The sequence below is a fragment of the Herbaspirillum sp. YR522 genome, from assembly GCF_000282575.1.
In the GTDB taxonomy this organism is placed as follows: domain Bacteria; phylum Pseudomonadota; class Gammaproteobacteria; order Burkholderiales; family Burkholderiaceae_D; genus Herbaspirillum.
In genome coordinates, this window is the sequence record NZ_AKJA01000104.1 from 22,233 (window position 1) to 45,367 (window position 23,135).

The window sequence follows — 23,135 nt, forward strand, 5'->3', positions numbered from 1 at the left end:
AAGCCGGTGAGCCGATACGCTTAAGCCGTCACGACGGTAGCGTATTGGCGCTGTTGCAGGCCCTTGACAACGAACTTCACCTTGCCGTCCTTCAGGGCGTACAGGGTGTGGTCCTTGCCCAGGCCGACGTTTTCGCCAGCGTGAACGCGGGTGCCGCGTTGACGCACGATGATGCCGCCAGCATTGATGACTTGACCACCGTAGACCTTGACGCCGAGTCGCTTCGACTCTGAATCACGGCCGTTGCGCGTAGTGCCGCCGCCTTTTTTGTGTGCCATTTAAGACTCCTTGATAACTTTGAATTGAACCGGTCGCAACGCTGATTAGGCGTTGATCGAGACGATTTGCAGTTCGGTGTAGTTTTGACGATGGCCTTGACGCTTCTGGTAATGCTTACGACGACGCATCTTGAAGATCCGGACCTTGTCGTGGCGACCTTGAGCTACCACCGTAGCCAGCACCGTTGCACCTGCGACCAGTGGCGCACCGAATTGCACGGTTTCGCCGGCGCCCACTGCGAGCACCTGATCCAAAGTGATTTCGGAGCCAATGTCTGCCGGTATCTGTTCTACTTTGAGTTTTTCGCCAGCAGCAACTTTGTATTGTTTGCCGCCGGTTTTTATGACCGCGTACATGTGAACCTCATCGAATAATGTAAAAAGAACGATTTTCCCCCTGCACCAATCAGCCGGAAACAGGAAAACCCCAAATTATACATAGACTTAGCGACCCGGTCAAAGCCGGCAATGGGGCGCGCCGCCGCCGCGCAACACAGTTTCCGGCCGGTAAATTGCCAGTCGGGCAAGCCAAATGACAGTTTGTCATCGATCCGCTACCGCCATGCACCACGCCGGCACCCGATGTCATCGTATAATCCGGGCAATAACCATTTTTTATGGGTTTCGCCTTGTCAGCCGTCGTACAAACCTCTTCGCAACAAACCATCATGCACCCGATCGTCTCCGACATGGAGGCCGTCAACGCCGTCATCCGCCGGCAGTTGCATTCCGAGGTGCCCCTGGTGAACCAGGTAGCCGAATACATCATCGCCGCCGGTGGCAAGCGCCTGCGTCCGGTGCTGGTGTTGCTGGTGGCCAATGCCTTCGGCTATCGCGGCGAGCAGCATCATTCGCTGGCGGCGGTAATCGAGTTCATCCACACCGCGACCTTGCTGCATGACGACGTGGTCGACGAGTCATCGTTGCGCCGTGGCAAGCAGACCGCCAACGCCCTGTTCGGCAATGCCGCCTCGGTGCTGGTGGGCGACTTCCTGTATTCGCGTGCGTTCCAGATGATGGTGGCGGTGGGCAATCCGCGTGTCATGGAAATCGTCGCCGATGCCACCAACGTCATCGCCGAGGGTGAAGTGCTGCAGTTGCTCAACATGCACAATCCCGATGTCGACGAGGCCGGCTACCTGCAGGTGATCCGCTCCAAGACCGCCAAGCTGTTCGAGGCCGCCAGCCAGATCGGCGCCCTGATCGCCGGCGCCGACGAAGCCGGCATCGAGGCCGCGGGCGAATATGGCCGTTCGATCGGCACCGCCTTCCAGCTGATCGACGACGTGCTCGACTATTCGGGCAACAGCGCCGAGATCGGCAAGAACGTGGGCGACGACCTGCGCGAAGGCAAGCCGACGCTGCCCTTGATCTGGCTGATGCAGCACGGCTCGCCCCAGGAGCGCGAACTGGTGCGCACCTGTATCGAAAACGGCGATGAACAGCATTTCGACCAGGTGCTGGAAGCCATCACGCACTCCGGCGCACTGGCCTATACCCGGCAGCAGGCAGAGACCGCCGCACGTCGCGCGGCCGACGCCATTGCCGGGCTTGCCGATAGCCAATTCAAAAAATCTTTGTTAGAATTATGCGCTTTCGCGGTAGATCGAAATCACTAACGAGATCTCACTCGACGGGGTGTAGCTTAGCCTGGTAGAGCGCTACGTTCGGGACGTAGAGGCCGGAGGTTCGAATCCTCTCACCCCGACCATTAAACCCAGCAGCCATGCGGGTTTCCATAAGATGGTCTGTTTCCCAGTACTACAGTGTTCGCTGTAGTACATCTGTTAGGTTAGGCTTGTGGATTTCCTTTGATTTCCACGACCATACTTACCGCCCCCCAAAAAAAATCGAAACACAATTCACGTGGCCGCATTGGCGCACGTAGACTACGGGTCTGGTGCTTGCTTGTAAGCTGAACTTATAAAAACAATAAAAATGACCAGTATTACAATCGCAGTCTAAGCTGCGTCCAGCAATTCGATCCCAGCGTCGGCCAAGGCGCGCGCACCGTACCAATCCCCGACTCACCCCTCAGCGTACCTGGCTATCCCGACAAACTCAAAATTTACCCGATGCCCGCGAGTAAGTTCTGGCAGATCCGCCTGTACGATGAACAGGCAAAGAAGACCATCAAGCGCAGCTCTAAGTCTGAACATAAAGCCGAAGCCTTTAAGGCCGCGAAGAAACTATATGAAGAGGTCGTTTATGGGCACCTGAACGGGACGAGCACTTCATCCAAGAGCCGGTTCGATATCTGCGCCAATCTATGATGGAACTGCAACAATCGCGCGTGGTTCGCAAAGACATCACTCCGGCAGCCCATCAAAACGACCAGTATTTCCTCGATGCGACTATCTTCCCCCGCTTCCGCACCATGGACGTAGCAGATGTGACATTCGATGAACTTGAAAAATTCTTGGCGAAACTCGGCGAAACTTTGTCGGGATCCTCGATCCTGCGGCATCTGGGTCTGGTACGTAAGGTCCTGGAATATGCGCACAATCGGCACTTGTTGAAAACAATGCCGTTATTTCCCAAGGCGCAAAAACAGGATCAACCTCGTGGCTGATTCCGACCATCCGAATACGACGCACTCTTAGCCCGGGCAAAGCAACTCGTTGGTCAGGTCGTAGAATTGCAACCCGCCGCCGACGAAGTGCAAGAGAAAAAACAGGAGATTAGACGCGTAACGATCACCAGCGACTTGCCCAACATGATCGCATTCATGGTTAACGGCTTCATCCGCCCTACCGACTTAAAGAACATGTGCCACAAACACATCGAGATCATCCGTGGCGATCACACGTTTTTGCGGTTGACGCTGCCTGAAAGCATGACAAACCAATCGTTACCCTCGAAAAGGCCGTCGCCATTTACGAAGGAATCCAGACTGAGAACGCAAAAAGCGAACTTGCCGAACCAGACAACTACGTGTTCATGCCGACTTATACCAATCGGGAAACAGCACTTCGCAAGCTCCAACAACAGTTCAACTATCTGCTACAAGATCTGAGATTCAAGAAAGGCACACTCGAAGAAGACCGCACGATTTACAGCCTTCGCCACACCTGCATCATGTTCCGATTACTCGACGGGGATAACATTGACCTACTGACTCTCGCGCGAAACGCTCGCACTTCTGTCGAAATGATCGAACGCTTCTACGCCAGCCAGTTGTCGGGAGAAATGAACATCGGCGCACTGCAATCGAATCGCACGAAAAAGACATTCAGGCTTGCGCAAGATGTTGATCCCAAAAAGCGCCTGACGCTCCAAAACGGGCATATCGCACTAGCTGCAACATACAACACGTAACGACAAAAAACGACGTATGGCGGGCCTTCCAAAGCCCGCCCTTTTTATTAGACGGCGGCCCCGATACCATGCACAATGGCTGCATCAACACAGAACAAGCTGTGCCGCAACACAAAATAAGAGCAACAAAAAATGAACAACAAGAATCTTCAACGCGGACATTAGCATCTGCTTAATCGCTACGCCACCTTCGCGTCACACATGCTGACGCTGACCATGAAGGAAAACATCTCAGTCCAAGCCGTACGCTCTGCGGTAAACCGCTTCATTACAAAGCTGAACTGGGAAATGCACGGACATCGTGGGCGCCAAGCGCGGACGAAGTCCAAATGTCGGATTATTGCAATCCCTTCCATCGAAGGTCAAAACGGAAACAAACGCATTCATGTGCATCTGATTCTAGGAAATATCCCGACCGAGCGTAGCGAACATTTGGGGAGAACCATTCAGGGCATTTTGAATACGACGACTGGTAGCATGCCTCGTGTTGACTTGACCCCACTGCATGAGACCGATGGCGCATCGCTCTATCTGGCAATGGAAGTCGGATATGTCAACAATGATGCGATTGCTTGGGATTGGGCCAGCATTCCGAGTGCCCTGTATACGCCTCCCAAGAGGCAAACCGTAGCTGAGGCTCGTCGCGTTCTGCCCCTCAAAGCAACACGTAATACCCGCAACACCAAGTCCTCCCTCCGAAGCTGAGCATAATGCCAAGTCGGACGGGGGCAAGACAATCAGATCTTCTCCCCGAGACGCCGCCCACGGTAGCCTCAGTGGTAGATCCTTGTCCAAAAAATCCGCACACAAGTACAACAACTCTTATTGGCCCAAAAAGACAACAAAATAAAATGTCTACATATTCGCTAACGTAGACATTTCCAAAAAACAACCGTTGAAACCGCTAAAATCATATGGCACAATTCTGCCAATCGTCTACAGATGAGGCCCAACATGGAAAACGAAACCAGTCCGCAAACTCCACCAGCTAACGCGCCCGAAGAGCGTGGTCGCTCTACGGTTGAGTTTCCATACTTCGATCTCGACGGTTCATCGGATGTGGCACAAGCCGTGTACCAATTGGGATTTACATCCTGCGATCCGGCCTCTCTCGCGACCAAGCTGAATATGGCGCCCGATGGGGGCGGCTTTCGCATGCGCCTTATTGCGGCGAAAACATTTGGCTTATTGAATTATGGACGCGCAACAGGAGGGTCGATTGAACTGACGGAGCTTGGACAAGCAGTTGCCTCGCCGGAAACCGAGCGGCGTGGACGTTTGGATGCTTTTATGTCCATTCCCCTTTATAAGTCGCTATTCGAACGGCTTAAAGGGCAGATACTGCCTCCCGGACCAGCTCTGGACCGCTTAATGGAGCAGATGGGTGTTGCCCCGAAACAAAAAGACAAGGCTCGGCAAGTCTTCCTGCGTTCCGCGAAACAAGCAGGGTTGTTCGAACTTGCTAATGATCGCATGACGTTACCACCAAGCGTAACCTCTGCTTCGGCTAACACCCCTTCTGGCACATCTACGTCTGCTCAGCCCGCCACACAAACATCTGAGAACGGCACGAAAGCGCAGACTTCCAACTTGCATCCGTTCATACAAGGCTTGATCGAGAAGCTGCCGCCTGCGGATTCGGAATGGGATCTCATTTCTCGCGCCAAATGGCTGACAACTGCCGCGAATATCTTCGACCTTATGTATAAAGGTGGAAATGATCTTGGCATCAAGGTGACTTTAGAAGGCACTACGCTTTCGGTCATCGCAGGAGACCTAACGTGATGAGATAATGTGTCCTCAACAGCATCGGCTGCCCTGTTGAGGACAAAAAAGAAAGGCCCCTACAGTGCGTATTCTTGGCGGAAGGACACTGTAAGGGCCATGGCAAGCCAACCTAACGGCTGGCTCCTCAACTCACTTACCGCCGTAATGACGGCAGGAAGGAGGTGATATGGATGAAACAACAAAGCTTCAACTTTCCGATCCCTGAGGGTTTCACGGTGGTTTTCCGGCCCTGGATTACCCTCAAAAATGGCAAACGGCTGTACGCGTCGCAAGTCGGAAAGCGTGCTTTCCCCTTAATCGTTCCCATAAAATAAGGAACGATTGACATAGCCAGCCGTTGTAACGGTTTAGCATTCTAAACCCTTTCGTAACCTACCGCTACCCAAGGAAGCGGTAGGGTTCGCCACAACGGACAGAAGAGCAGCAGCGCCCCTTACACCAGTTCTACTGCAACTGTTTGCAAGGCGTCATTTACATTGATATAAGCTTGCGTGGTCCCGATATTTCGATGCCCCGCTAAAGCCATCAAAACTCGTACACCTTTGTTCGCTAACGTAGTGATGAAGGTACGCCTTCCAGAATGACCAGTTGCGCCGTCGATCCCTACCTTCTTGTAAAGATGATGGAAGTATTGGCAAAGTGTGTTCGCAGTGAAGCCAGCACGCTTTTGCGTATAGAACAAAGGCCTATCAAAACGGGGACTCTTTAAAGTGGCAGTGTAGACAGCGAGTTCTCCGCGCAACCGCTCCGCGACAAAAACTGTTCGGGCATGCCGCCCCTTTGTCTGCTCTGGAAGCAACCGCAGCTCAGATTTGATAGAACCGTCCGCCGCGACAACATCTCCAATACGCAATGCTGCAACTTCTCCGACGCGCATTCCAGATAAGTGTGTAAGCAGTAACATTGCCCGATTACGCGAAGCATGCTTGTGCAGCGAAATGTAGAGAAGGACTTTCTTCAGCTCCTTTTCCGTAAGCGTTTTTGCTTGCGACATAGATCTTCTGTAATCAAAGAAACATGTGTCAGACGATGTATTCTTTTCTTAAGAAGATCAACAAATAACATGATCGTGCGGAGACTCAGAAGAATCAAGTACTTACATGCAAAGCAAAGATTGCTGCTATTTTCTTTGCTTCATAGTTTCCAACGGTCGAAAAAATAAAAAGCACATTTGGGGGATTTCATGACCGCACATAAGCTTCACATTGCAGGGAAAGCAGTTCATTTACATGGATGTCTTATAGCCTCAAATTTTCGGACGCAACGAGTTCTTTGCTCTGATCCTTGGGATTTTGTCGCGCTTTGGCTAAAGCGACATCATAAAAAGGACGCCCTTTTTTATTGGGACCAGTCGCGCCATTTTTATAACGCCTCTGTCACACTCCCCGCATTGTCAGCCCCATTAACTTCCTACTATTGCTTCCTCAACGCAACCAAAGCATTGCTATCGTCTACAGGACAAACATTCACCGAAAATCACGGCGTAGGAGGGCGTTCAAATCCTGGCCCAAAATCTCTCTCTCACGAAATCATAGACTTTCAGGGTGGTGGGATCTTACCTGCTCTTTGCAAGTATCTTGTTGAACCAGACAATGCTGGAAAGAACTTCACATTAAAAGATCTGTTGTGGCAAATGCCCTTCGTTCACCGAGCCTATTGTTTGACCTACCAGGGAACAACAGAGTTGTTCATTCCGCTCACATCTCATTCTTTTATGCGTCGAGATGGCTCGAAGGAAGCTTGGTTTCAAGCAGAAGTTGACCGTCGATACATAAATGCTCATACACAAAAGGTTATACAGCCAGGTTTTGAAATATTTGAAACGGAGGAGAAATATCTGATTCGGCGCAAAAGACGCTTCCGATGGTCTGGCAGAGATGTCGAGAATAGCATCGGAGAATTTAAGCGATACCACAAAACGATTCGGCGGCGAGTCATGCCAATTTTCTCATCTGAAAACCGTTGGTACTTGAAGAAGTCGGTCGCAGGACACGATACATTAGCAAACTCTCAACTCGTTCTCATGTACGCAGTAATGCACCGTCTTAGTGAGTTAAGCCGGTATGACCCAATTGCATTAGCCGGCCATTTCAATGTTAACCATAATTGGTTGCTAACCGAATTTGTTCGGGCTGCACCGAACCAATTCATCTATGGAATGGCTTCAGAGATTACAGGATCGGAATTCATCAGACCTGATGCGTTCTGAATTTGTCGTTTAGATCTATGCCGACAGATTCTATAGTTGGCTGACTTCTATTAAAGCGCTCTAGTCACTTTATTTTGTAGCTGCGAGGTGACCTGAGACGTTTCTTGTAGCCACTTTTGAAGTGAGTTCTTTATGCTATTGGGCTTCAACCAAAAAGTGGAGTGCGTCGTCAAACATGATGACGCAGGTTAACAGTCTGGCTCCACGTTTACAACTGCCAAAGAAAAATGCCGTTCAGTCTTAACTGAACGGCATTACAGCAGATGCTGGGCTTTTTCATTTCCCCGCGCCGCTGCCAGCGGCCAGCCAGCCCCACCCGATGGAACCGCCCCCGCCAGCCTTCTCACTCAAGAGAAACTATAAGGAGCACTCCCATGCCCGGGTCACTTTCTCGGTCTTCCTCGTTGTCCCGACCGGAACCCATGCCCGGCGAATCCCTTGGCGACTTGCATGCGCAGGGCGCGCAGGTGCCGCGCCTGCCCGGCGGCGCCCACGACGATGAACCGTCCGGGCACACGCTGCAACGGCGAGGCTCTGCCATGCAGTATCTGTGGCGTACCGGACAGAATTCGGCGACCCAGATCCAGCGACTGCTCACCGGCACCACGGCGCGGGCCGCCCATCTGCTGCCCGATTTCGTCCCTTCGCTATTGCAGCGCGCGGTGCTGCAGAACATCCCGCTGGTGTCCGCCCTGCTGCTGGCCCTGGCGCGCAGCCAGAGGCTGATACCGGCCGCCCCCTCGATGATGGAGGCCGAAGTGCTACGCCAACTGACATCGATCCAATTGGCATTGGTGCTGCGGCTGGGCTACCTGCTGGCTCCGCGCCGGTTGCCGAGCCTGGCGGCGACGCCCGCGCCACCGCTCGACGAGGTGGTGCAACGTTGGTTTCCCGAGAAACAGGAACGATGGGCCGCATTTGCCGGCGAGGAAGGCGCGGCCGACTATGCCCGCTACCTGCATGTCATGACCGGCAAGCTCGACCTGATCATCCAGTCGGGACCAGTCGATGCCCGCGCCGAAAAAGCCGAGCTTTATCGCAACCTGCTGCGCGATGTGCTGGACCCGATCGAAGTCGACGACGGGTTGCGTGCCAAATGCTTCAAGGAAGCCGAAATGCGCATGGGCAACTGTATCGACAATCAACTCACCGGATTGCACGAACAGGAAAACATCATCGCCGACTGGGCGTTGAAAAAACGTGAGCTGGCGCCGCAACAGCTGTATCACGAACTGATTCCGCTCACGCGCAAGAACAAGCTCAATGAAGAGATCTTCAACCTGGCAACCAGCAAGCGCAACCAGGATGAATGCCTGGAATACATGTTGAGCGCGCTGCGCACCGAGGCGATCGGCAATATCATCCCGACACGCAACTATGGCGCGATCCACGCAGGCCGGTTCCAGGTCACGCCAGCCGAGGCGCAGACCATCGCCGAGAGCATCCTGGCAAGGGAAAGGGAAATCGGTATCGAAGGCGATCTGTTGATGTCCGATGCGTGGAAGTCTTCGTTACGCAAGCATTACCCGGAAGAGTACCTGCCCACCAGGATGTCGGCCCAGGTGAACGCCGAATGCGACCGGATCGATGCAGAGATGGAGCAGAAAAGCGAACTGCTGGCCAAGTCGATGTTTCCCGAGGTCGACCACGCAGCACCGGCAGGCGCTGAGCCAGGCGAAGCGAGCAGTGTCGACAAAGAGCGCAAGGAGCAAGAGCAACTCGCGTTGGGCAAGGAAATAAACAGCCTGTTCTTCAAGCGGGCCAGCATCGAGAGCCAGTTCTGGCACGGCGTGGACCGCACACTGACGAATTCCATCTTGCAGTCCCGGCAATGATTCGACGCGGTGGGTGTCGTGCTGTTCAGTCAAGCCAGGAACCGTTGAATTATCTTCTCCCCCATTCGAGCCAAGTAGTCCGCAGGACCATATCGATACCAGCGCTCGGCCGTCCATGCTCTTGCCTGCCCTTCGATACGCTGCTGCGCAGCTACTCAGGGCGAACGGATCTAAGCATCAGCCGCACACATGAAAATACCATTCATTTTTTCACTGAACGGCGTTAACGCGGCGATGGGCATTTCCGGCCGTTTTCCCGGCGCTGCAGCACAGCAGAAACAGCTCATCCATTTTCTGCCAGACCAGCTCGAAACAGTGCCACCAGCTGCACCGATTGCGTGCTGCAAAGCGCCAAAAAGGCGCGCCGGGCCTGGGTTTTACGCGAGCTTGCCCTGTTCGCGAGCGCATTAATCAGATTCATTCATTGTATGACTATCATGCATTTGACTAATAGTTAGCCCGCCGCGAAACTGGATTCATCGACATCAGCCAACCGCGAGACCGTCATGAATCAAGCCCTGCTCGACCCCGCACTTTCGCCCGCCGCCGCCAGCCCCGACAGTGCATCCGCTGCGGCCTCGGCCTGGAGCGCCGAGATGGACGCGGTGATCCGCGAAGTCACCGCGCGGCGCGACGAATTCGATCGGCTCACCTATGTGCCACGCGATGCCGTGGCCGTCATGAAGAAGGCCGGCATCTTCCGCGCCAGCACCCCCCGGCGCTTCGGCGGCGATGCGTTGCCACCGGCCGAATTCCTGCAGATGGTCGAGCGCATCTCCGGCGCCGACGGCTCGGCCGGATGGGTCGCCGCCTTCGGCTCGGCCAATACCTATCTCGCGCCGCTGCCCCTGGCCACGCAAGCGCAGATCTATGCCGATGGCCCCGACCAGGTATTTGCCGGCGGCCTCTATCCGCTGCAGACCGCACAGCCCGTCGATGGCGGCTGGATGATCTCCGGCCACTGGCACTTTGCCAGTGGCTGCAAGGGTGCCGACTGGATCGGCGTGGGCATCAAGAACGATGCCGCCGCGGTCGCCGGCACACCACCGCCGCCGGCCATGATGGCGGTGATGCCAGCGGCCGAGGTCGAGATCGTCGACAACTGGAACGTCGTCGGCATGCAAGGCACCGGCAGCCACGATACCCGCCTCAAGGACAAGTTCGTCGCCAGCGACTGGACCTGCCCGCGCGGCGCGGCCGGCGTCATCGACGAACCGCTCTATCGCTACCCGTCGCTGGCCTACCAGGCCCAGGTGCATGCGGCCGTCAATATCGGGCTGGCGCGCGCGGCGCTCGATATCGTCACCGAGATGTCGGGCGGCGCCAAGATCATGCCGGGCGCACCGCGCCTGATCGACCGTCCCTATTACCGCATCAAGCTGGGCATGGGCGAGGCCAAGTGGCGCAGCGCCCGCCTGTTCTTCTACGATGCCTGCCACCAGGCCTGGGACCAGGTCCTGGCCGGCAACCCCGTCTCGGAGCGGCTCGACACCATGCTCAAGCTGTCGGCTACCCACGCTGCCCGGACCTCGATGGAAGTGGTCAACGAAGCGTACCAGGCAGCCGGCATGGCCGCCATCCATCGTACCCACCGCATGCAGCGCATCGTGCGCGACGCCATGGTGGTGACCCAGCATGCCGCCCTGTCGGAGATGAACTACGAGACGGCAGGCGCGATATTTGCAAAAGAAATGCCATCGCTGGCGCCTGCATGACATCGAATGCAGCGGGCGCCAACCGGGAGGCGCCCGCTCCCCGCCGCCGGTTATCGGCGTGCGGGAACCTGCTGTACGGCTCCGGGGCCGCCGTCGCCATCTCCACTGGCATCCATCTCACTCGATTATGAGGATAAAGCACGTGACCCACTCCATCGTCTCTCGCCGTCGTCGACACCTTTTGCTGGGCGGCGCCTCGATGCTCGCCGCAGGCGCCCTGCCGGCATTGCCAGCACTGGCGCAAGGCGCACCCGTCACCATCGGCGTGGGCGCCGACCCGGTATTCACCGCCTTCTTCGTGGCGGCCAACGAGAAGCTGTTCGCCAAGCACGGCGCCAATGTCCAGGTCCAGTCCTATACCGATGGCGGCGAAGCCCTCAACGCGCTGGTGGCCAACCAGGTCAACCTGGCCTGTGCCGGCGAGCCGACCCACATCGTGCGCCTGTCGCGCGCCGAACTGCGTCCGCTGGCCGTCACCTACCAATCCAAGACCTACCTCAAGCTGGTGGCCCGCAAGGCGATCACCAAGGCTGACCAGATCAAGAAGTTTGGCATCGTCGCCGGTTCGGTGTCCGAATACGTCACCGGCCTGACCCTGAAGAAACTCAACATCGATGCAAGCAAGGTCGAGATGGTGCGCTCCGGTCCGCCGGAACTGCCCGCCCTCTTGGCGCGCGGCGACATCGACGGTTACTTCGTCTGGGAGCCGTGGCCGACACTGGGCGTGCAACAAGGCGGCCACATCCTGATGACCTGTGGCGACGTCGGCTATACCAGCACCCTGTGGCTGTCGGCCACCGCCGGCTGGCTGGGCGCCAACAAGGAAGTGGCCGGCAACATCCTCAAGGCGCTGGCCGAAGCCGCCGAGATCACCCGCAAGGACCCACCGCGCGCGGCGCAGTCGGTGCAGGCGATCACCCGCATCCCGGTACCGCAGACACTGAACTCGCTCAAGGACATGGAGCCGGTCATCCGCGACTTCACCGACGAGGACCTCAAGACCGCCAACGCGATCGGTGAGTTCCTGCTGTCCAAGCAAGCCATCAAGGCCCCGGTCGACATGAGCCGGGTGCTGCAGCGCGGTTTCTACAAGGGGTAAGGCATGGCACGCGGTTCGTCTGTTTCCATCAAACGGGTTGGCCTGACCATCGGCGCCAACGAAATCATGGCCGGGATCGATCTCGATATCCGGGCCGGCGAGTTTGTCTGCCTGCTCGGCCCCAGTGGCTGCGGCAAGTCGACCTTGTTGAACGCCATCGCGGGTTTCCAGGACGTGGCCGGCGAGATCCTGATCGACGGCAAGCCCGTGAAGGGTCCCGGACTGGACCGCGGTGTGGTGTTCCAATCCTCGGAGGCCTTGTTCCCCTGGCTGACGGTGCGCGAGAACGTCGAGTACGGCCTCAAGCTGCGCCGCGTGGCGGCCGCCGAACGGCGCGCCGCCGCCGAGCGCTACGTCACGCTGGTCGGGCTCAAGCACGCCATCGACAAGTTCCCGGGCGAACTCTCGGGTGGCATGCGCCAGCGCGCGCAGATCGCCCGGGTGCTGGTCAACGAGCCCTCGGTGGTACTGATGGACGAACCCTTCGGCGCGCTCGACGCCCAGACCCGCGAGGTGCTGCAAAGCGAACTCGACCGCATCTGGAAGAGCACCGGCTGCACCATCGTCTTCGTGACCCATGACATCTGGGAAGCGATCCTGCTGTCGGACCGCGTGGTCACCATGACCGCCGGCCCGCGTGCCCATATCAAGGCCATCGAGAAGATCGAGTTGCCGCATCCGCGCGACCCCGCCGATCCGGCCTGCATGGCGCTGTATGCGCGCATTCGCGACGATATCGGTGCCGAAGTCACGCGCGTACTGCGCGCCCAAGGTTTGATTGAAGAGGAGTTGGTGAAATGACGCAGCTTACCCAGACCGCAACGCCGCCGGCACAAGCGGCCCCCGTCAAGGCAGCTCGCCCCAGTCGTACCAAGGCGCTGCGCCCGTTCTTCATTTCGGTGGTGGCCATCGTCGGTGGCCTGGTGCTGTGGCAACTGGTGGCCATGACCACCTCGCCACTGTTCCTGCCGTCGGTCTCGATGACATGGGCTGCGGCGCTGGAGTTGATCAGCGACGGCACCCTGCAGCAATCGATCCTGGCCTCGTCCGGGCGCATCCTGGCCGGTTGGGGCGCGGGCGTGGTGATCGGGGTGCCGCTGGGCATCTTCATGGGTCGCTTCGAGACGGTGCGCCAGTTGCTCGATCCGTACATCGAGTTCTTCCGCTTCATCCCGCCGATCGCCTTCGTCACCCTGGCCGTGATCTGGCTCGGCCCGGGCGAGCTGTCGAAGATTGCACTGATCTTCTACACCACGGTATTCATCGTCACCTTGAACACCATCGCCGGGGTACAGGCAGTCAACCCGTTGCGCCTGCGCGCGGCCGCGTCGCTGGGCGCGGGCCAGTTGCAGATCCTGACCACCGTGATCCTGCCCTCGACGGTACCGTTCATGGTTACCGGCGCGCGCATCGCGATGGGCAACTCGTTCCTCACCGTGGTGTCGGCCGAGATCGTGTCGGCCCGCGAAGGCCTGGGTGCGCTGATCTGGACCGCGCGCAACTTCAGCCGTACCGAATGGGTGTTCGTGGGCATCATCGCCCTGGGCCTGCTGGGCTACCTGTTCGACCGCGTCCTGCGCGTGGCCACCAAAAAGCTGCTGGCACGCTACCTCTGAGTTCCATCCCTCCCCGCTCGTCCTGGCGCCAGCCAGGACCCGGTGGCGTGGCCGCGAGCATCGTCGAGGCCGTACGCCACTGGGTCCAGGCCTTGCCGGGACGACCGCTCTCGCTCCAAGGATCCCCATGACCGACCTCACCCAGGAAGTACTGCAACTCAAGCGCCGCCTCGATGTACTGGAGGCCGAAGCCGACATCCGCCGCATCCAGGCACGCTACATGTTCCTGTGCGACACCCCCTGCCCGGAACCGGTGGCCGATGACGCCGAGCGCATCGAGAAGATCCTCGAGCTCTATAGCGAGGATGCGATCTGGGAAGGCGTGGGATCGTACTACGAAGGGCAGTTCGGCCAGGCCGTGGGCAAGCAGGCGATCCGCAAGCACTTCCAGGCCTTCTGGGGCCAGAAGAAGGATCCGGAACTGCTGCTCAACGTGCATTACCTGACCTCCGAGCAGATCCACGTCAATGCCGCCTGCGACCATGCCGATGGCCAATGGGTGCATTGCCAGCCATGGATCTTCGGCGACGGTTCGTCGCTGCTGCGCTCGAGCCGCCTCAACAACCTGTTCAAGAAGGTCGACGGGGTCTGGAAGATCGCCCGTACCCGCACCGAGAACGTGTTCGTGGCGCCGCTGACCACCGGCTGGGTCAGCAACGTACCGACCTATTCGGTGCTGATGAAAGAAGACTGAAGAGCATGCAGGCGGTCCGCTTTCACCGCTATGGCGCGCCCGGGGTGATGGCGCTGGAGCCCCTTGCGGCCGTTCCCCTGCCGCCCGGCCATGTGCGCGTGCGCATGCAGGCCGCCGGCGTGGCGCCGGTCGACACCAAGCTGCGCGCCGGCCTGCTGCAACAGCATATCGCGCTCGAACTGCCCAAGGTGCCGGGGCGCGACGGCACCGGCGTGGTCGAGGCCCTGGGCGCCGGGGTCGACGACCTGGCCGTCGGCGATGCCGTCTGCGTCATCGCCGGCATGCAGGACCAGGGCAGCTATGCCCAGGGCATGGTGCTGCCGCGCCAGCGGGTCGTGGCCCGGCCGCAACGGCTGTCGGTACACGAGGCGGCAATTCTGTTGCAGCCCGGTGCCAGCGCCTGGATCCCGGTGGTGCAGACTGCCGCCGTCGCTGCAGGAATGAAGGTGCTGGTGCATGCCGGCTCCGGCGCCGTGGGCAGCCTGATGGTGCAACTGGCGGCCCACCTGGGCGCCGAGGTCTGGGCCACTTGCAGCCAGGCCAACACCGACTATGTCGCCGCGCTGGGCGCGGCGCATGTGCTGGCCTACGATACGCAGGATTTTTCCGGGCTGCGCGGTTTCGACGTGGTATTCGACCTGGTGGGGGGTGCTACCCACGACAAGTCCTACGCCCTGCTCAAGCGTGGCGGCCATCTGGTCTGGCTGGTTGCCGCGCCGATCCGGGACCGTGGCCAGGAATTCGATGTGCGGGTGCAGCGCGCCATGATCACCGACGCGCCCGAAGCGCTGCGGCAGGTCGCGTCGCTGGCGCAACTGGGGGTGCTGACGCCGACCGTGGGCCAGGTGTATCGGCTGGCGCGCGCCGCCGACGCCCACGCCCTGCTCGAATCGGGCCGGGCGCCACGCGGGCGCATCGTGCTCGAGATCTCCTGAAACGGTTTTTCCCTTTTCTCTGCAAGGCTGTCCATGACCAATTCGCTGCCCGCCATCCGCCGCCGCTTCGTCCACACCAGCGCCGGGCCCATCCATATCGCCACCGCCGGCGCAGGCCTGCCGATCCTGCTGTTGCACCAGACGCCGCGCTCCTGGGACGAATTTCGCGACGTGCTGCCGCTGCTGGGCCAGCGATACCAGGCCATCGCCATGGATACCGCCGGCTTCGGCGACTCATGCAAGTTGCCGCTGGCCGAACACAGCATCGAGCGCTGGTCGCAGATCGCCTTCGAGGTGCTCGATGCCCTGGACCTGCCGCGCGCAGTCGTCTGCGGCCACCATACCGGGGCCGTCACGGCGCTCGAGATGGCGGCCTCGCAGCCGCAGCGGGTAACGGCACTGGTGCTGTCGTCCTGTCCCATGAACGATGCCCAGCGTCGCGCCGCCCATGCCGGCAAGCGCACCATCGACGAGGTCGAGCCACGCGCCGACGGCACCCACCTGGGCGAGCTATGGAGCCGGCGCCAACCGTTCTACCCGGACGGCGACATCGACCTGATGCAGCGCTTCATGGTCGATGCCATCAAGGCTGGCGAAATGGCCGCCCACGGCCACGTGGTGGTGCGCAACTACGTGATGGAGCAGCGCATCGGCAAGGTCACCGCGCCCACGCTGGTGCTCAAGGCAGGCAGCGACCCGCACTCGGCGCCTTACGCCGAACGGGTCGCCGCCGCCATCGCCGGCAGCACGCTGGCGACCATCGAGCACGGCATGGTGCCCATGCCCGATCAGTTGCCGCAGGCCTTCTCCGGGCTGGTCATGGGTTTCCTCGATAATCGCGCCCCAAGCTGAAAAAAAAGGGCGCCCTCCGAGAGGGCGCCCAAGCACTACCAGAGATGGCTTGCGGGCGATCAGCGCTCCACGGTACGGTTCCAGCGGGTGTTCCAGACGGCACGGTTCTTGTTGATCTCGTCCCAGTCGACGGTGCGCGAATTCTTGACGATCTCGTTCATGCGGGCCTGCTCGGCGGCCGCCGCGCCGCTGACCTGCACCTTGGTGTTGGTGGGGTTGTAGGTACCGGCCTCGAGCGCCTTGGCCTGCGCCTGCGGGCTCAGCAGGTAAGCCGCCAGTTCCTGTGCCAGTTGCGGTTCGCTGTTGTTGGCGATCACGCACTGGGCCACCATCAACACCACTGCACCTTCCTTGGGCTGGACGTATTCGACCGGGATGCCACGGCTCTTGAGGATGGTCGACTGGGTCGGGGTATAGGGAAACAAGGCGGCCTCGCCGGTCTGCGCCATCTCCGAGATCTTGGCCGAGTTGGAGATGTACTCCACGACGTTGGGACCGATGGTGCTCGGCCAGGCCTTGAAGGCCGGGTCGACATTGGCATCGGTGCCGCCCTTGAGCTTGTTGAACGCCAGGAAGGCGTGCAAGCCGAAGGTCGACGACGACAGCGACTGGAACACCACCTTGCCCTTCAACTTGGGATCGGCCAGGTCCAGCCACGAGGTGGGCGGCGCCCAGCCCTTTTCGGCGTAGACCTTGGTGTTGTAGGCCAGGCCGGTGACGCTGATGGTCACGCCGGTGGCCATGTCGTCCTTGATGTGCGCCACCGGCAACAGGTTGGCCAGGTTCGGATTGGGCTTCTGCTTCTCGCACAGGCCCATGCCGATGGCGCGGTACATGACGCCGTCGTCGAGGAACATCACATGCATCTGCGGCCGGTCCTTGGCTGCCTGCGCCTTGGCCAGGATATCCGCCGAGCCGCCCGGCACCACCACCACCTTGACGTTGTTCTTCTGCTCGAAGGGACCGAACACCGACTGGGTGTAGGTCTTTTCCATGTTGCCGCCGTTCATGCCGATGTACAGGGTCTTGGTCTGGGCCTGGGCCTGGAGTGTGCCGGCAGCCAGGCCTGCCACGGCCAGCGCGATACAGGTGAAGCGAGTGCGGGAGATCATGAGACTTTCCTTTCTGGAATGAAGCGTGATGGTGCTTGAGGGGTCGCGGATGGGGAAAAACGTGAAATCGAGAACGCCTGCAGGTCGACGCTGCTGCGACCGTGCAGCACCAGTTCGGCCAGTGCCTCGCCGGCCGCCGGTCCGATCTGGAAGCCGGCGCCACAAAAGCCGAAGCCGTGCAGCAGGCCATCTTGGCGGGTACTGGGTCCAAGCACCGGCTGGCGGTCGGGCAGGTAGCCCTCGACCCCGCTCCAGGTGCGGATGATCTGCACGTGGCGCAGCGCCGGCAGCAATGCCACCGCCTGCGGCAGCAGCGCCAGGATCGAATCATGCGAGGCGCGGGCGCGCGCGTCGTCGATCACATAGCCGCGTCCGCCGCCGAGCACCAGGTTGCCGCGCGCCACCTGGCGGCAGTAGATGGCACCGCCCTCCACGCCCAGGCTCCAGGGCAGGAACTGCTTGATCGGTTCGGTCACGGCCATGCTGGGATGGCCGCTGGTCATCGGCGCGTACTCGCCGAAGGCCTCGGCCAGGCGTCCGGCCCAGGCCCCCGCGCAGTTGAGCAGCACCGGTGCGCGCAGCTGCAGGGTCGCGTCCAGGTGCCGGGCATGGGCCACGAAGGCGCTGCCGTCATGCCCCACCTCCAGCACTTCGCAACGCTCGACGACTTGCGCCCCGGCACGGGCGGCCGCGCGCGCAAAGGCCGGCGACACCAGGCGCGGATTGGCCTGGCCATCGTCGACACACAACGAGCCACCCAGCGCGGCGCCGCCCAGCCATGGGCACTGCTGGCGCAAGCGCTGGCCGCTGATCAATTCGATCTCCAGCCCGTAGGGCCTGGCCAGTTCGGCGTAGGCCTCCAGCGCCTGCATCTCGGCCTGGCTGCGTGCCAGCTTGAAATGGCCGGTGCGCACATATTCGCCATCGATACCGATGAGTTGCGGCAGGCGCTGCCAGATCTGGTGCGCGCGCTGCGCCAGCGGCAGCTGTACCGGCGCGCGTCCCTGGCGGCGCACACCGCCGTAGTTGATGCCGCTGGAGCGCGAGCCGCACAGGTCGCGCTCGACCAGCGCCACCGCGCGGCCGGCGCTGGCCAGCGTCAATGCCGCCGAGGCACCGACGATGCCGCCGCCGACGATCAACACATCGCAGTCGAGCCTGTTCATGACCGCTCCCCGGCCTCAGGCGCCACCTGCATTCCCAACGGGATCGGCTTGAGCGGTGCCTGCCCGCGCAGGCGGCCGACCTCGGCCAGCGGCACGCCGCTGGCCTGGGCCAGGATCTCGGCGGCGGCCACGCCGCACATGCGGCCCTGGCAGCGGCCCATGCCGACCCGGGTGAGCGCCTTGAGGCGATTCATCTCGGCCGCGCCACAATCGCGCACGGCGCCGCGCAGCTCGCCAGCGGTGACGTTTTCGCAGCGGCACACCACCAGCGCATCCGGCGCGCTGGCGGCCCAGCGCAGCGGGAACGGGAAAGCCCGTTCCAGTCCGGCGCGGAATCTTCCGATGCGCTCCAGTTGCGCCTCGATGGCGGCCGCGCGCGCGTGGTCGACCGTTATCCCGCGCTGCTGCGCCAACGCCAGCGCGGCCCGCTCACCGGCCAGCTCGGCGGCGTCCGCGCCCATGATGCCGGCGCCATCGCCGGCCAGGTACACCCCCGCCACGCTGGTGCGTCCGGCGCCGTCACGCAACGGCAGGTGCGCCCGCTGCACCGCGTCGAAGCCGAACCGGCAACCCAGCAGGTCGGCCAGCTGCGTTTCGCTACGCAAGGCATGGCCGAAGCCGACCGCGTCGCACTCGATGTGCTGCTGCGGCCCCGGCGCACCTGGCCCATCGCCTTGCATGTCCTGCTGTTGCCAGACCAGTGCCTGCACCCGGTCCTGGCCGTCGATCCGCACCACCTGCGCCCGACTGTGCAACGGCACGCCGCGACTGGCAAGCCAGGCCATGTAGTACAGGCCCTTGGCCAGCACCGCGGGCTGGCCGAGCATGGCCGGCACCGCCCGCACACGGTCGGCCAGGCTGCTGCTGTCGAGCACCGCGGCCACGCAGGCGCCGGCCTGCACGTATTGGTAGGCCACCAGGTACAGCAACGGCCCGGTCCCGGCCAGCACCACCCGGCGCCCGATGGCACACCCCTGGGATTTCAGCGCCACCTGGCTGCCGCCCAGCGAATACACGCCGGGCAAGGTCCAGCCTGGAACAGGCAGGATCCGGTCGGTAGCGCCGGTGGCCACGACCAGGTCGTGCCAGGGCAGGCTGGTGGCGATCCGGGTGGCGTTGTCCAGCAGGTCAAGCAAACCCGGCTGGGCGTTCCAGACCAGCGTCTGCGGCCGGTAGTCGATGGCGTCACCCAGGCCGTCGAAGGCGGCGTGTACCGAGGCTGCGCGAGTGGCTTCGAAACCGTACAGCTGGCCGGGCGAGCGCTGGAAGCCGACCGGCGGGCGACGGTAGACCTGGCCGCCGGCGCGCATCGCTTCATCCACCACCACCGGACGCAGCCCGTATGCCACCAAGGTCTGCGCCGCGCGCACGCCGGCTGGACCGGCGCCGACGATCACGGGAGGCGGCAGGCTCATCGCGGCACTCCACTGAGCAATTGCATGCCGGCCTGTATCGGTGTCGAACAGGCACGCAGGCGTTGGCCGTCGGCGGTGGCGATCCAGCAATCCTGGCAGGCCCCCATCATGCAAAAGCCCGCGCGCGGCTGGCCGCTGAATTCATTGCGCCGCAACTGGCCGCTGCAGGCCAGCACCGCCGTGAGCACCGTATCGCCTTGCAGCGCGGTGACGACCTGTCCGTCCAGGCTGAACACGACCGGTGGACGATCGGTCTCGGCCACCCGGATCAATTGGGCGCGGTTCATGAGCGCCCCACCAATACTCGGTCCAGGCCGTAGACCCGGTCCAGCACGATCATGGCCGCCGCCGTCACCGCCACCATCAAGGCCGACACCGCCGCCATCATCGGATCGATCGATTCGGTGGCATACATGTACATGCGCACCGGCAGGGTCACCGTCGAGGGCGAGGTGACGAAGATCGACATGGTGACTTCGTCGAAGCTGTTGATAAAGGCCAGCAGCCAGCCGCCGGTAATGCCGGGCAGGATCATCGGCAGCGTGATGCGCAACAACACCGTGGTGCGCGAAGCGCCAAGCGACTGCGCCGCATGCTCGGCACTGCGGTCGAACCCGACCAGCGCCGACATCACCAGGCGCATGGTGTAGGGCATCACCACCAGCGCATGGGCGGCGATCAGCCAGCCGAAGCTGCCGGCACCGCCCACCAGCGTAAACAGACGCAGCAACGCCACGCCCAGCACCAGGTGCGGGATGATCAACGGCGACAGGAACAGGCCCTGCAGCACACCGGACCAGCGGTTGGGGCTGCGCACCAGCGCCATGGCCGCCGGCACCGCGATGGCGGTCGAGATGGTGGCCGCCGCCAGCGCCAGCCACAGGCTGTTCCAGAACGAGCCGACGAAGTCGGGATAATCGAACACCGCCTTGAACCAGCGCAGCGAAAAGTCCGGGCCATGGATGGTCAGGGTGTTCTCGGGCGTGAAGGCGATCACGCATACCACGGCGATGGGCGCGAGCATGAAGCCGATCACCAGCGCATTGAACAGCAGGGCAAGGGGTCCGTTCTTGTTCATGGTGTCAGCCCAGCGCTTTCTTGTAACGGCGTTCGATCATGCGGTTCCAGCCCAGCATCACCACCAGGTTGGCCGCCAGCAGCAGCAAGGCGATGGCAGCGCCCAGTGGCCAGTTCAGTTCATGCAGGTATTCGTCGTAAATCAGGGTCGCCATCATCTTCAGGCGCCGTCCTCCCAGCAAGCCGGGAATGGCGAAGGAACTGGCCGACAGCCCAAACACGATCAGGCTGCCCGAGAGCACGCCCGGCATGATCTGCGGCAGCACGATGCGACGCAACGCCGTGCTCGGCGACGCGCCCAGCGACAGGGCGGCATTGGCCACCGTGGGGTCGAGTTTCTGCAGCGAGGTCCAGACCGGGATCACCATGAACGGCAGCATTACGTGCACCAGCGCCACCACCACCGCGATCTCGGTGTAGAGCATCTTGAACGGCCCCACGCCGAAGACGGCCAAGGCGCCGTTGACCAGGCCTTCCGGCCCCAGCAGCATGCTCCAGCCAAAGGCCCGCACCACCACCGAGATCATCAGCGGCGCCAGTACCACCAGCAGCATGATCGAGCGCCAGGGGCGACGCATGCGATTGAGGATGAAGGCCTCGGGGGTGCCGACGACGATACAGATCAGCGTCACCAGGCCCGATATCCAGAAGGTGCGCCAGAATATCTCGTAGTAATAGGGGTCGCTCACCACCGCTTGGTAATGCGCCAGCGTGAAGCTGCCGGCCTGGGGACCGGTGTCGGCGTCGTACCCATTGAACGACAGGATCAGGGTCAGCAGCAGCGGCACCAGCAGCAGCACCGCGCACAGCAGGATCGCCGGCGCCGACATCAGCCAGGGCAGGCCTCGGGCAGCGGCGCGGCTCACGCTGTCACCCGTTCGCCGCCGGCGCGCACCGACGATACCAGCCGCAGGCTGTGGTCGTTCCAGGTCAGGCCGGTCTGCTGCCCTTCCTGCAGCGCCTGGGTGCCATCGTTGGCGGCCAGCACCGACAGCTCGCCCAGCGGCGTGGCAATGGTATACATCCACTGGCTGCCCAGGAAGAAACGCTGCATCACGTGGCCGTCGCAACGGCCGGTGCCGGACGCGACACAATGCAACTTCTCGGGACGCAAGCCCAGCACTACCCGGGCGCCGCCGCGCAGGCCGGCGTCGGCCGCTTCCAGCGTCAGCATCATGCCGCCCACGGCGATGTCGGCTCGCTCCCCGGCCACGCCCAGCACATTGCCGTCGAGCAGGTTGGCGCGCCCGACGAAGGTCGAGATGAAGCGGTTGGCCGGATGCTCGTAGACCGTCAAGGGCGGACCGACCTGGGTCACGCGGCCGGTCTCCATCACCACCACGCGGTCGCTGATGGACATCGCCTCGCTCTGGTCGTGCGTGACCATGATGGTGGTGGTGCCGACCTTGCGCTGGATATCGCGCAATTCGAACTGCATCTCCTCGCGCAGCTTGGCATCGAGATTGGACAAGGGCTCGTCGAGCAGCAGCACCGGCGGCTTGATGACCAGCGCCCGTGCCAGCGCCACCCGTTGCCGCTGGCCACCCGACAACTCGCGCGGATAACGCCGACCGTGTTGTTCCAGGTGCACCAGCGCCAGCGCCTGGGCCACCCGCTCGCGGCGTTCGGCCGCCGGGCACTTGCGCATCTCCAGGCCGAAGGCCACGTTCTGCTCGACCGTCATGTGCGGAAACAGCGCATAGGTCTGGAATACGATGCCCAAGCCGCGCGAACTGGGGCTGGCATCGGTGATGTCGCGCCCATCCAGTTCGATGCGCCCGCCGCTGACGCTTTCGAAGCCGGCGATCATTTGCAGCGTGGTGGTCTTGCCGCAGCCCGAAGGACCGAGCAGCGAAATGAATTCGCCCTGCTCGACGGTCAAGCTGAAGGACGACACCGCCTGGGTATCACCGTAGAACTTGCTGACATTGGTCAGTGTGAGAAAAGACATGGCAGGGCCCCGTTTTGCATGAATGAAATTTCCAGCTTGCTGCACATCCCATGCAATTTCCTTGCCACTTCTGAT

At 61.2% G+C, this 23,135-nt stretch carries 24 protein-coding genes and 1 tRNA gene; 15 read left to right on the top strand and 10 right to left on the bottom strand.

The genetic code is table 11. The features are described from left to right. Window positions 1-20: 20 nt before the first annotated feature. Both rpmA and rplU read right to left on the bottom strand, forming a co-directional pair. On the bottom strand, window positions 21-278 hold the full coding sequence (gene rpmA / locus PMI40_RS13615; RefSeq protein ID WP_008116342.1) for a 50S ribosomal protein L27: 258 nt from the start codon (window positions 276-278) through the stop codon (window positions 21-23). 45 nt (window positions 279-323) lie between these two features. Continuing rightward, a complete protein-coding gene (rplU, locus tag PMI40_RS13620) occupies window positions 324-635 on the bottom strand; it encodes a 50S ribosomal protein L21 (protein WP_008116344.1) in 312 nt (103 codons plus the stop codon). 311 nt (window positions 636-946) lie between these two features. Here rplU and ispB point away from each other — a divergent pair, with 311 nt between their 5' ends. The 6 genes from ispB to PMI40_RS23970 all read left to right on the top strand — a co-directional run bounded on the left by ispB (window position 947) and on the right by PMI40_RS23970 (window position 5,381). Then, window positions 947-1,897, top strand: coding sequence for an octaprenyl diphosphate synthase (ispB, locus tag PMI40_RS13625; protein WP_008116346.1), 951 nt, complete (start codon window positions 947-949; stop codon window positions 1,895-1,897). A 15-nt stretch (window positions 1,898-1,912) separates the two neighbouring features. Then, window positions 1,913-1,989, top strand: a tRNA-Pro gene (locus tag PMI40_RS13630). Window positions 1,990-2,547: 558 nt separating this feature from the next. Continuing rightward, on the top strand, window positions 2,548-2,850 hold the full coding sequence (locus PMI40_RS22965) for a hypothetical protein (protein WP_008116350.1): 303 nt from the start codon (window positions 2,548-2,550) through the stop codon (window positions 2,848-2,850). 368 nt (window positions 2,851-3,218) lie between these two features. Then, window positions 3,219-3,596, top strand: coding sequence for a hypothetical protein (locus PMI40_RS22970; RefSeq protein ID WP_051001816.1), 378 nt, complete (start codon window positions 3,219-3,221; stop codon window positions 3,594-3,596). A 201-nt stretch (window positions 3,597-3,797) separates the two neighbouring features. Beyond that, on the top strand, window positions 3,798-4,301 hold the full coding sequence (locus PMI40_RS23965; protein ID WP_157221543.1) for a hypothetical protein: 504 nt from the start codon (window positions 3,798-3,800) through the stop codon (window positions 4,299-4,301). A gap of 249 nt (window positions 4,302-4,550) precedes the next feature. After that, entirely contained in the window at window positions 4,551-5,381 is an 831-nt protein-coding gene (locus PMI40_RS23970; RefSeq protein WP_008116351.1) for a hypothetical protein, read from the top strand. Window positions 5,382-5,817: 436 nt separating this feature from the next. Here PMI40_RS23970 and PMI40_RS23285 read toward each other — a convergent pair whose 3' ends face one another. Continuing rightward, window positions 5,818-6,378 (bottom strand): site-specific integrase, encoded by a 561-nt coding sequence (locus PMI40_RS23285; RefSeq protein WP_008116355.1) that lies wholly within the window; start codon window positions 6,376-6,378, stop codon window positions 5,818-5,820. A gap of 189 nt (window positions 6,379-6,567) precedes the next feature. On the opposite strand from PMI40_RS23285, the gene PMI40_RS23290 reads away from it, so the two are divergent. From PMI40_RS23290 to PMI40_RS13675, 9 genes are all read left to right on the top strand, one after another. Further along, on the top strand, window positions 6,568-7,593 hold the full coding sequence (locus tag PMI40_RS23290; RefSeq protein WP_008116357.1) for a YaaC family protein: 1,026 nt from the start codon (window positions 6,568-6,570) through the stop codon (window positions 7,591-7,593). A gap of 422 nt (window positions 7,594-8,015) precedes the next feature. Then, on the top strand, window positions 8,016-9,428 hold the full coding sequence (locus tag PMI40_RS13640; protein WP_040502052.1) for an NEL-type E3 ubiquitin ligase domain-containing protein: 1,413 nt from the start codon (window positions 8,016-8,018) through the stop codon (window positions 9,426-9,428). Window positions 9,429-9,934: 506 nt separating this feature from the next. After that, window positions 9,935-11,143 carry an acyl-CoA dehydrogenase family protein gene (locus PMI40_RS13645; RefSeq protein WP_008116359.1) on the top strand — a complete coding sequence of 403 codons (1,209 nt, stop codon included), beginning with the start codon at window positions 9,935-9,937 and terminating at the stop codon, window positions 11,141-11,143. 142 nt (window positions 11,144-11,285) lie between these two features. Continuing rightward, complete coding sequence (locus tag PMI40_RS13650) at window positions 11,286-12,242, top strand: ABC transporter substrate-binding protein (protein ID WP_040502053.1); 957 nt, start codon at window positions 11,286-11,288, stop codon at window positions 12,240-12,242. A gap of 3 nt (window positions 12,243-12,245) precedes the next feature. Continuing rightward, a complete protein-coding gene (locus PMI40_RS13655) occupies window positions 12,246-13,043 on the top strand; it encodes an ABC transporter ATP-binding protein (protein ID WP_008116362.1) in 798 nt (265 codons plus the stop codon). Next, window positions 13,040-13,858: an ABC transporter permease gene (locus tag PMI40_RS13660; RefSeq protein WP_008116363.1), complete on the top strand. Its 819-nt coding sequence runs from the start codon at window positions 13,040-13,042 to the stop codon at window positions 13,856-13,858. Before PMI40_RS13655 ends, PMI40_RS13660 begins: the two co-directional genes overlap by 4 nt. A gap of 127 nt (window positions 13,859-13,985) precedes the next feature. Further along, window positions 13,986-14,552: a nuclear transport factor 2 family protein gene (locus PMI40_RS13665; RefSeq protein WP_008116364.1), complete on the top strand. Its 567-nt coding sequence runs from the start codon at window positions 13,986-13,988 to the stop codon at window positions 14,550-14,552. A 5-nt stretch (window positions 14,553-14,557) separates the two neighbouring features. After that, entirely contained in the window at window positions 14,558-15,487 is a 930-nt protein-coding gene (locus PMI40_RS13670; RefSeq protein WP_008116365.1) for an NADP-dependent oxidoreductase, read from the top strand. A 33-nt stretch (window positions 15,488-15,520) separates the two neighbouring features. Next, window positions 15,521-16,339: an alpha/beta fold hydrolase gene (locus tag PMI40_RS13675; RefSeq protein ID WP_008116368.1), complete on the top strand. Its 819-nt coding sequence runs from the start codon at window positions 15,521-15,523 to the stop codon at window positions 16,337-16,339. A 59-nt stretch (window positions 16,340-16,398) separates the two neighbouring features. Here PMI40_RS13675 and PMI40_RS13680 read toward each other — a convergent pair whose 3' ends face one another. The 7 genes from PMI40_RS13680 to PMI40_RS13710 are packed head-to-tail and all read right to left on the bottom strand — an operon-like array spanning window position 16,399 to window position 23,060. Beyond that, complete coding sequence (locus tag PMI40_RS13680) at window positions 16,399-17,451, bottom strand: ABC transporter substrate-binding protein (RefSeq protein ID WP_008116370.1); 1,053 nt, start codon at window positions 17,449-17,451, stop codon at window positions 16,399-16,401. After that, on the bottom strand, window positions 17,448-18,617 hold the full coding sequence (locus PMI40_RS13685; protein WP_008116372.1) for an FAD-binding oxidoreductase: 1,170 nt from the start codon (window positions 18,615-18,617) through the stop codon (window positions 17,448-17,450). Before PMI40_RS13685 ends, PMI40_RS13680 begins: the two co-directional genes overlap by 4 nt. Then, complete coding sequence (locus PMI40_RS13690) at window positions 18,614-20,032, bottom strand: NAD(P)/FAD-dependent oxidoreductase (protein WP_008116374.1); 1,419 nt, start codon at window positions 20,030-20,032, stop codon at window positions 18,614-18,616. Before PMI40_RS13690 ends, PMI40_RS13685 begins: the two co-directional genes overlap by 4 nt. After that, entirely contained in the window at window positions 20,029-20,319 is a 291-nt protein-coding gene (locus PMI40_RS13695; protein ID WP_008116375.1) for a (2Fe-2S)-binding protein, read from the bottom strand. Before PMI40_RS13695 ends, PMI40_RS13690 begins: the two co-directional genes overlap by 4 nt. Continuing rightward, entirely contained in the window at window positions 20,316-21,110 is a 795-nt protein-coding gene (locus PMI40_RS13700) for an ABC transporter permease (protein ID WP_008116376.1), read from the bottom strand. The genes PMI40_RS13695 and PMI40_RS13700 overlap by 4 nt, the downstream gene beginning before the upstream one ends. Before the next feature lie 4 nt (window positions 21,111-21,114). Continuing rightward, a complete protein-coding gene (locus PMI40_RS13705; protein WP_008116377.1) occupies window positions 21,115-21,939 on the bottom strand; it encodes an ABC transporter permease in 825 nt (274 codons plus the stop codon). Between the two features lie 32 nt (window positions 21,940-21,971). Beyond that, window positions 21,972-23,060: an ABC transporter ATP-binding protein gene (locus PMI40_RS13710; protein ID WP_008116378.1), complete on the bottom strand. Its 1,089-nt coding sequence runs from the start codon at window positions 23,058-23,060 to the stop codon at window positions 21,972-21,974. Between the last annotated feature and the right edge of the window lie 75 nt (window positions 23,061-23,135).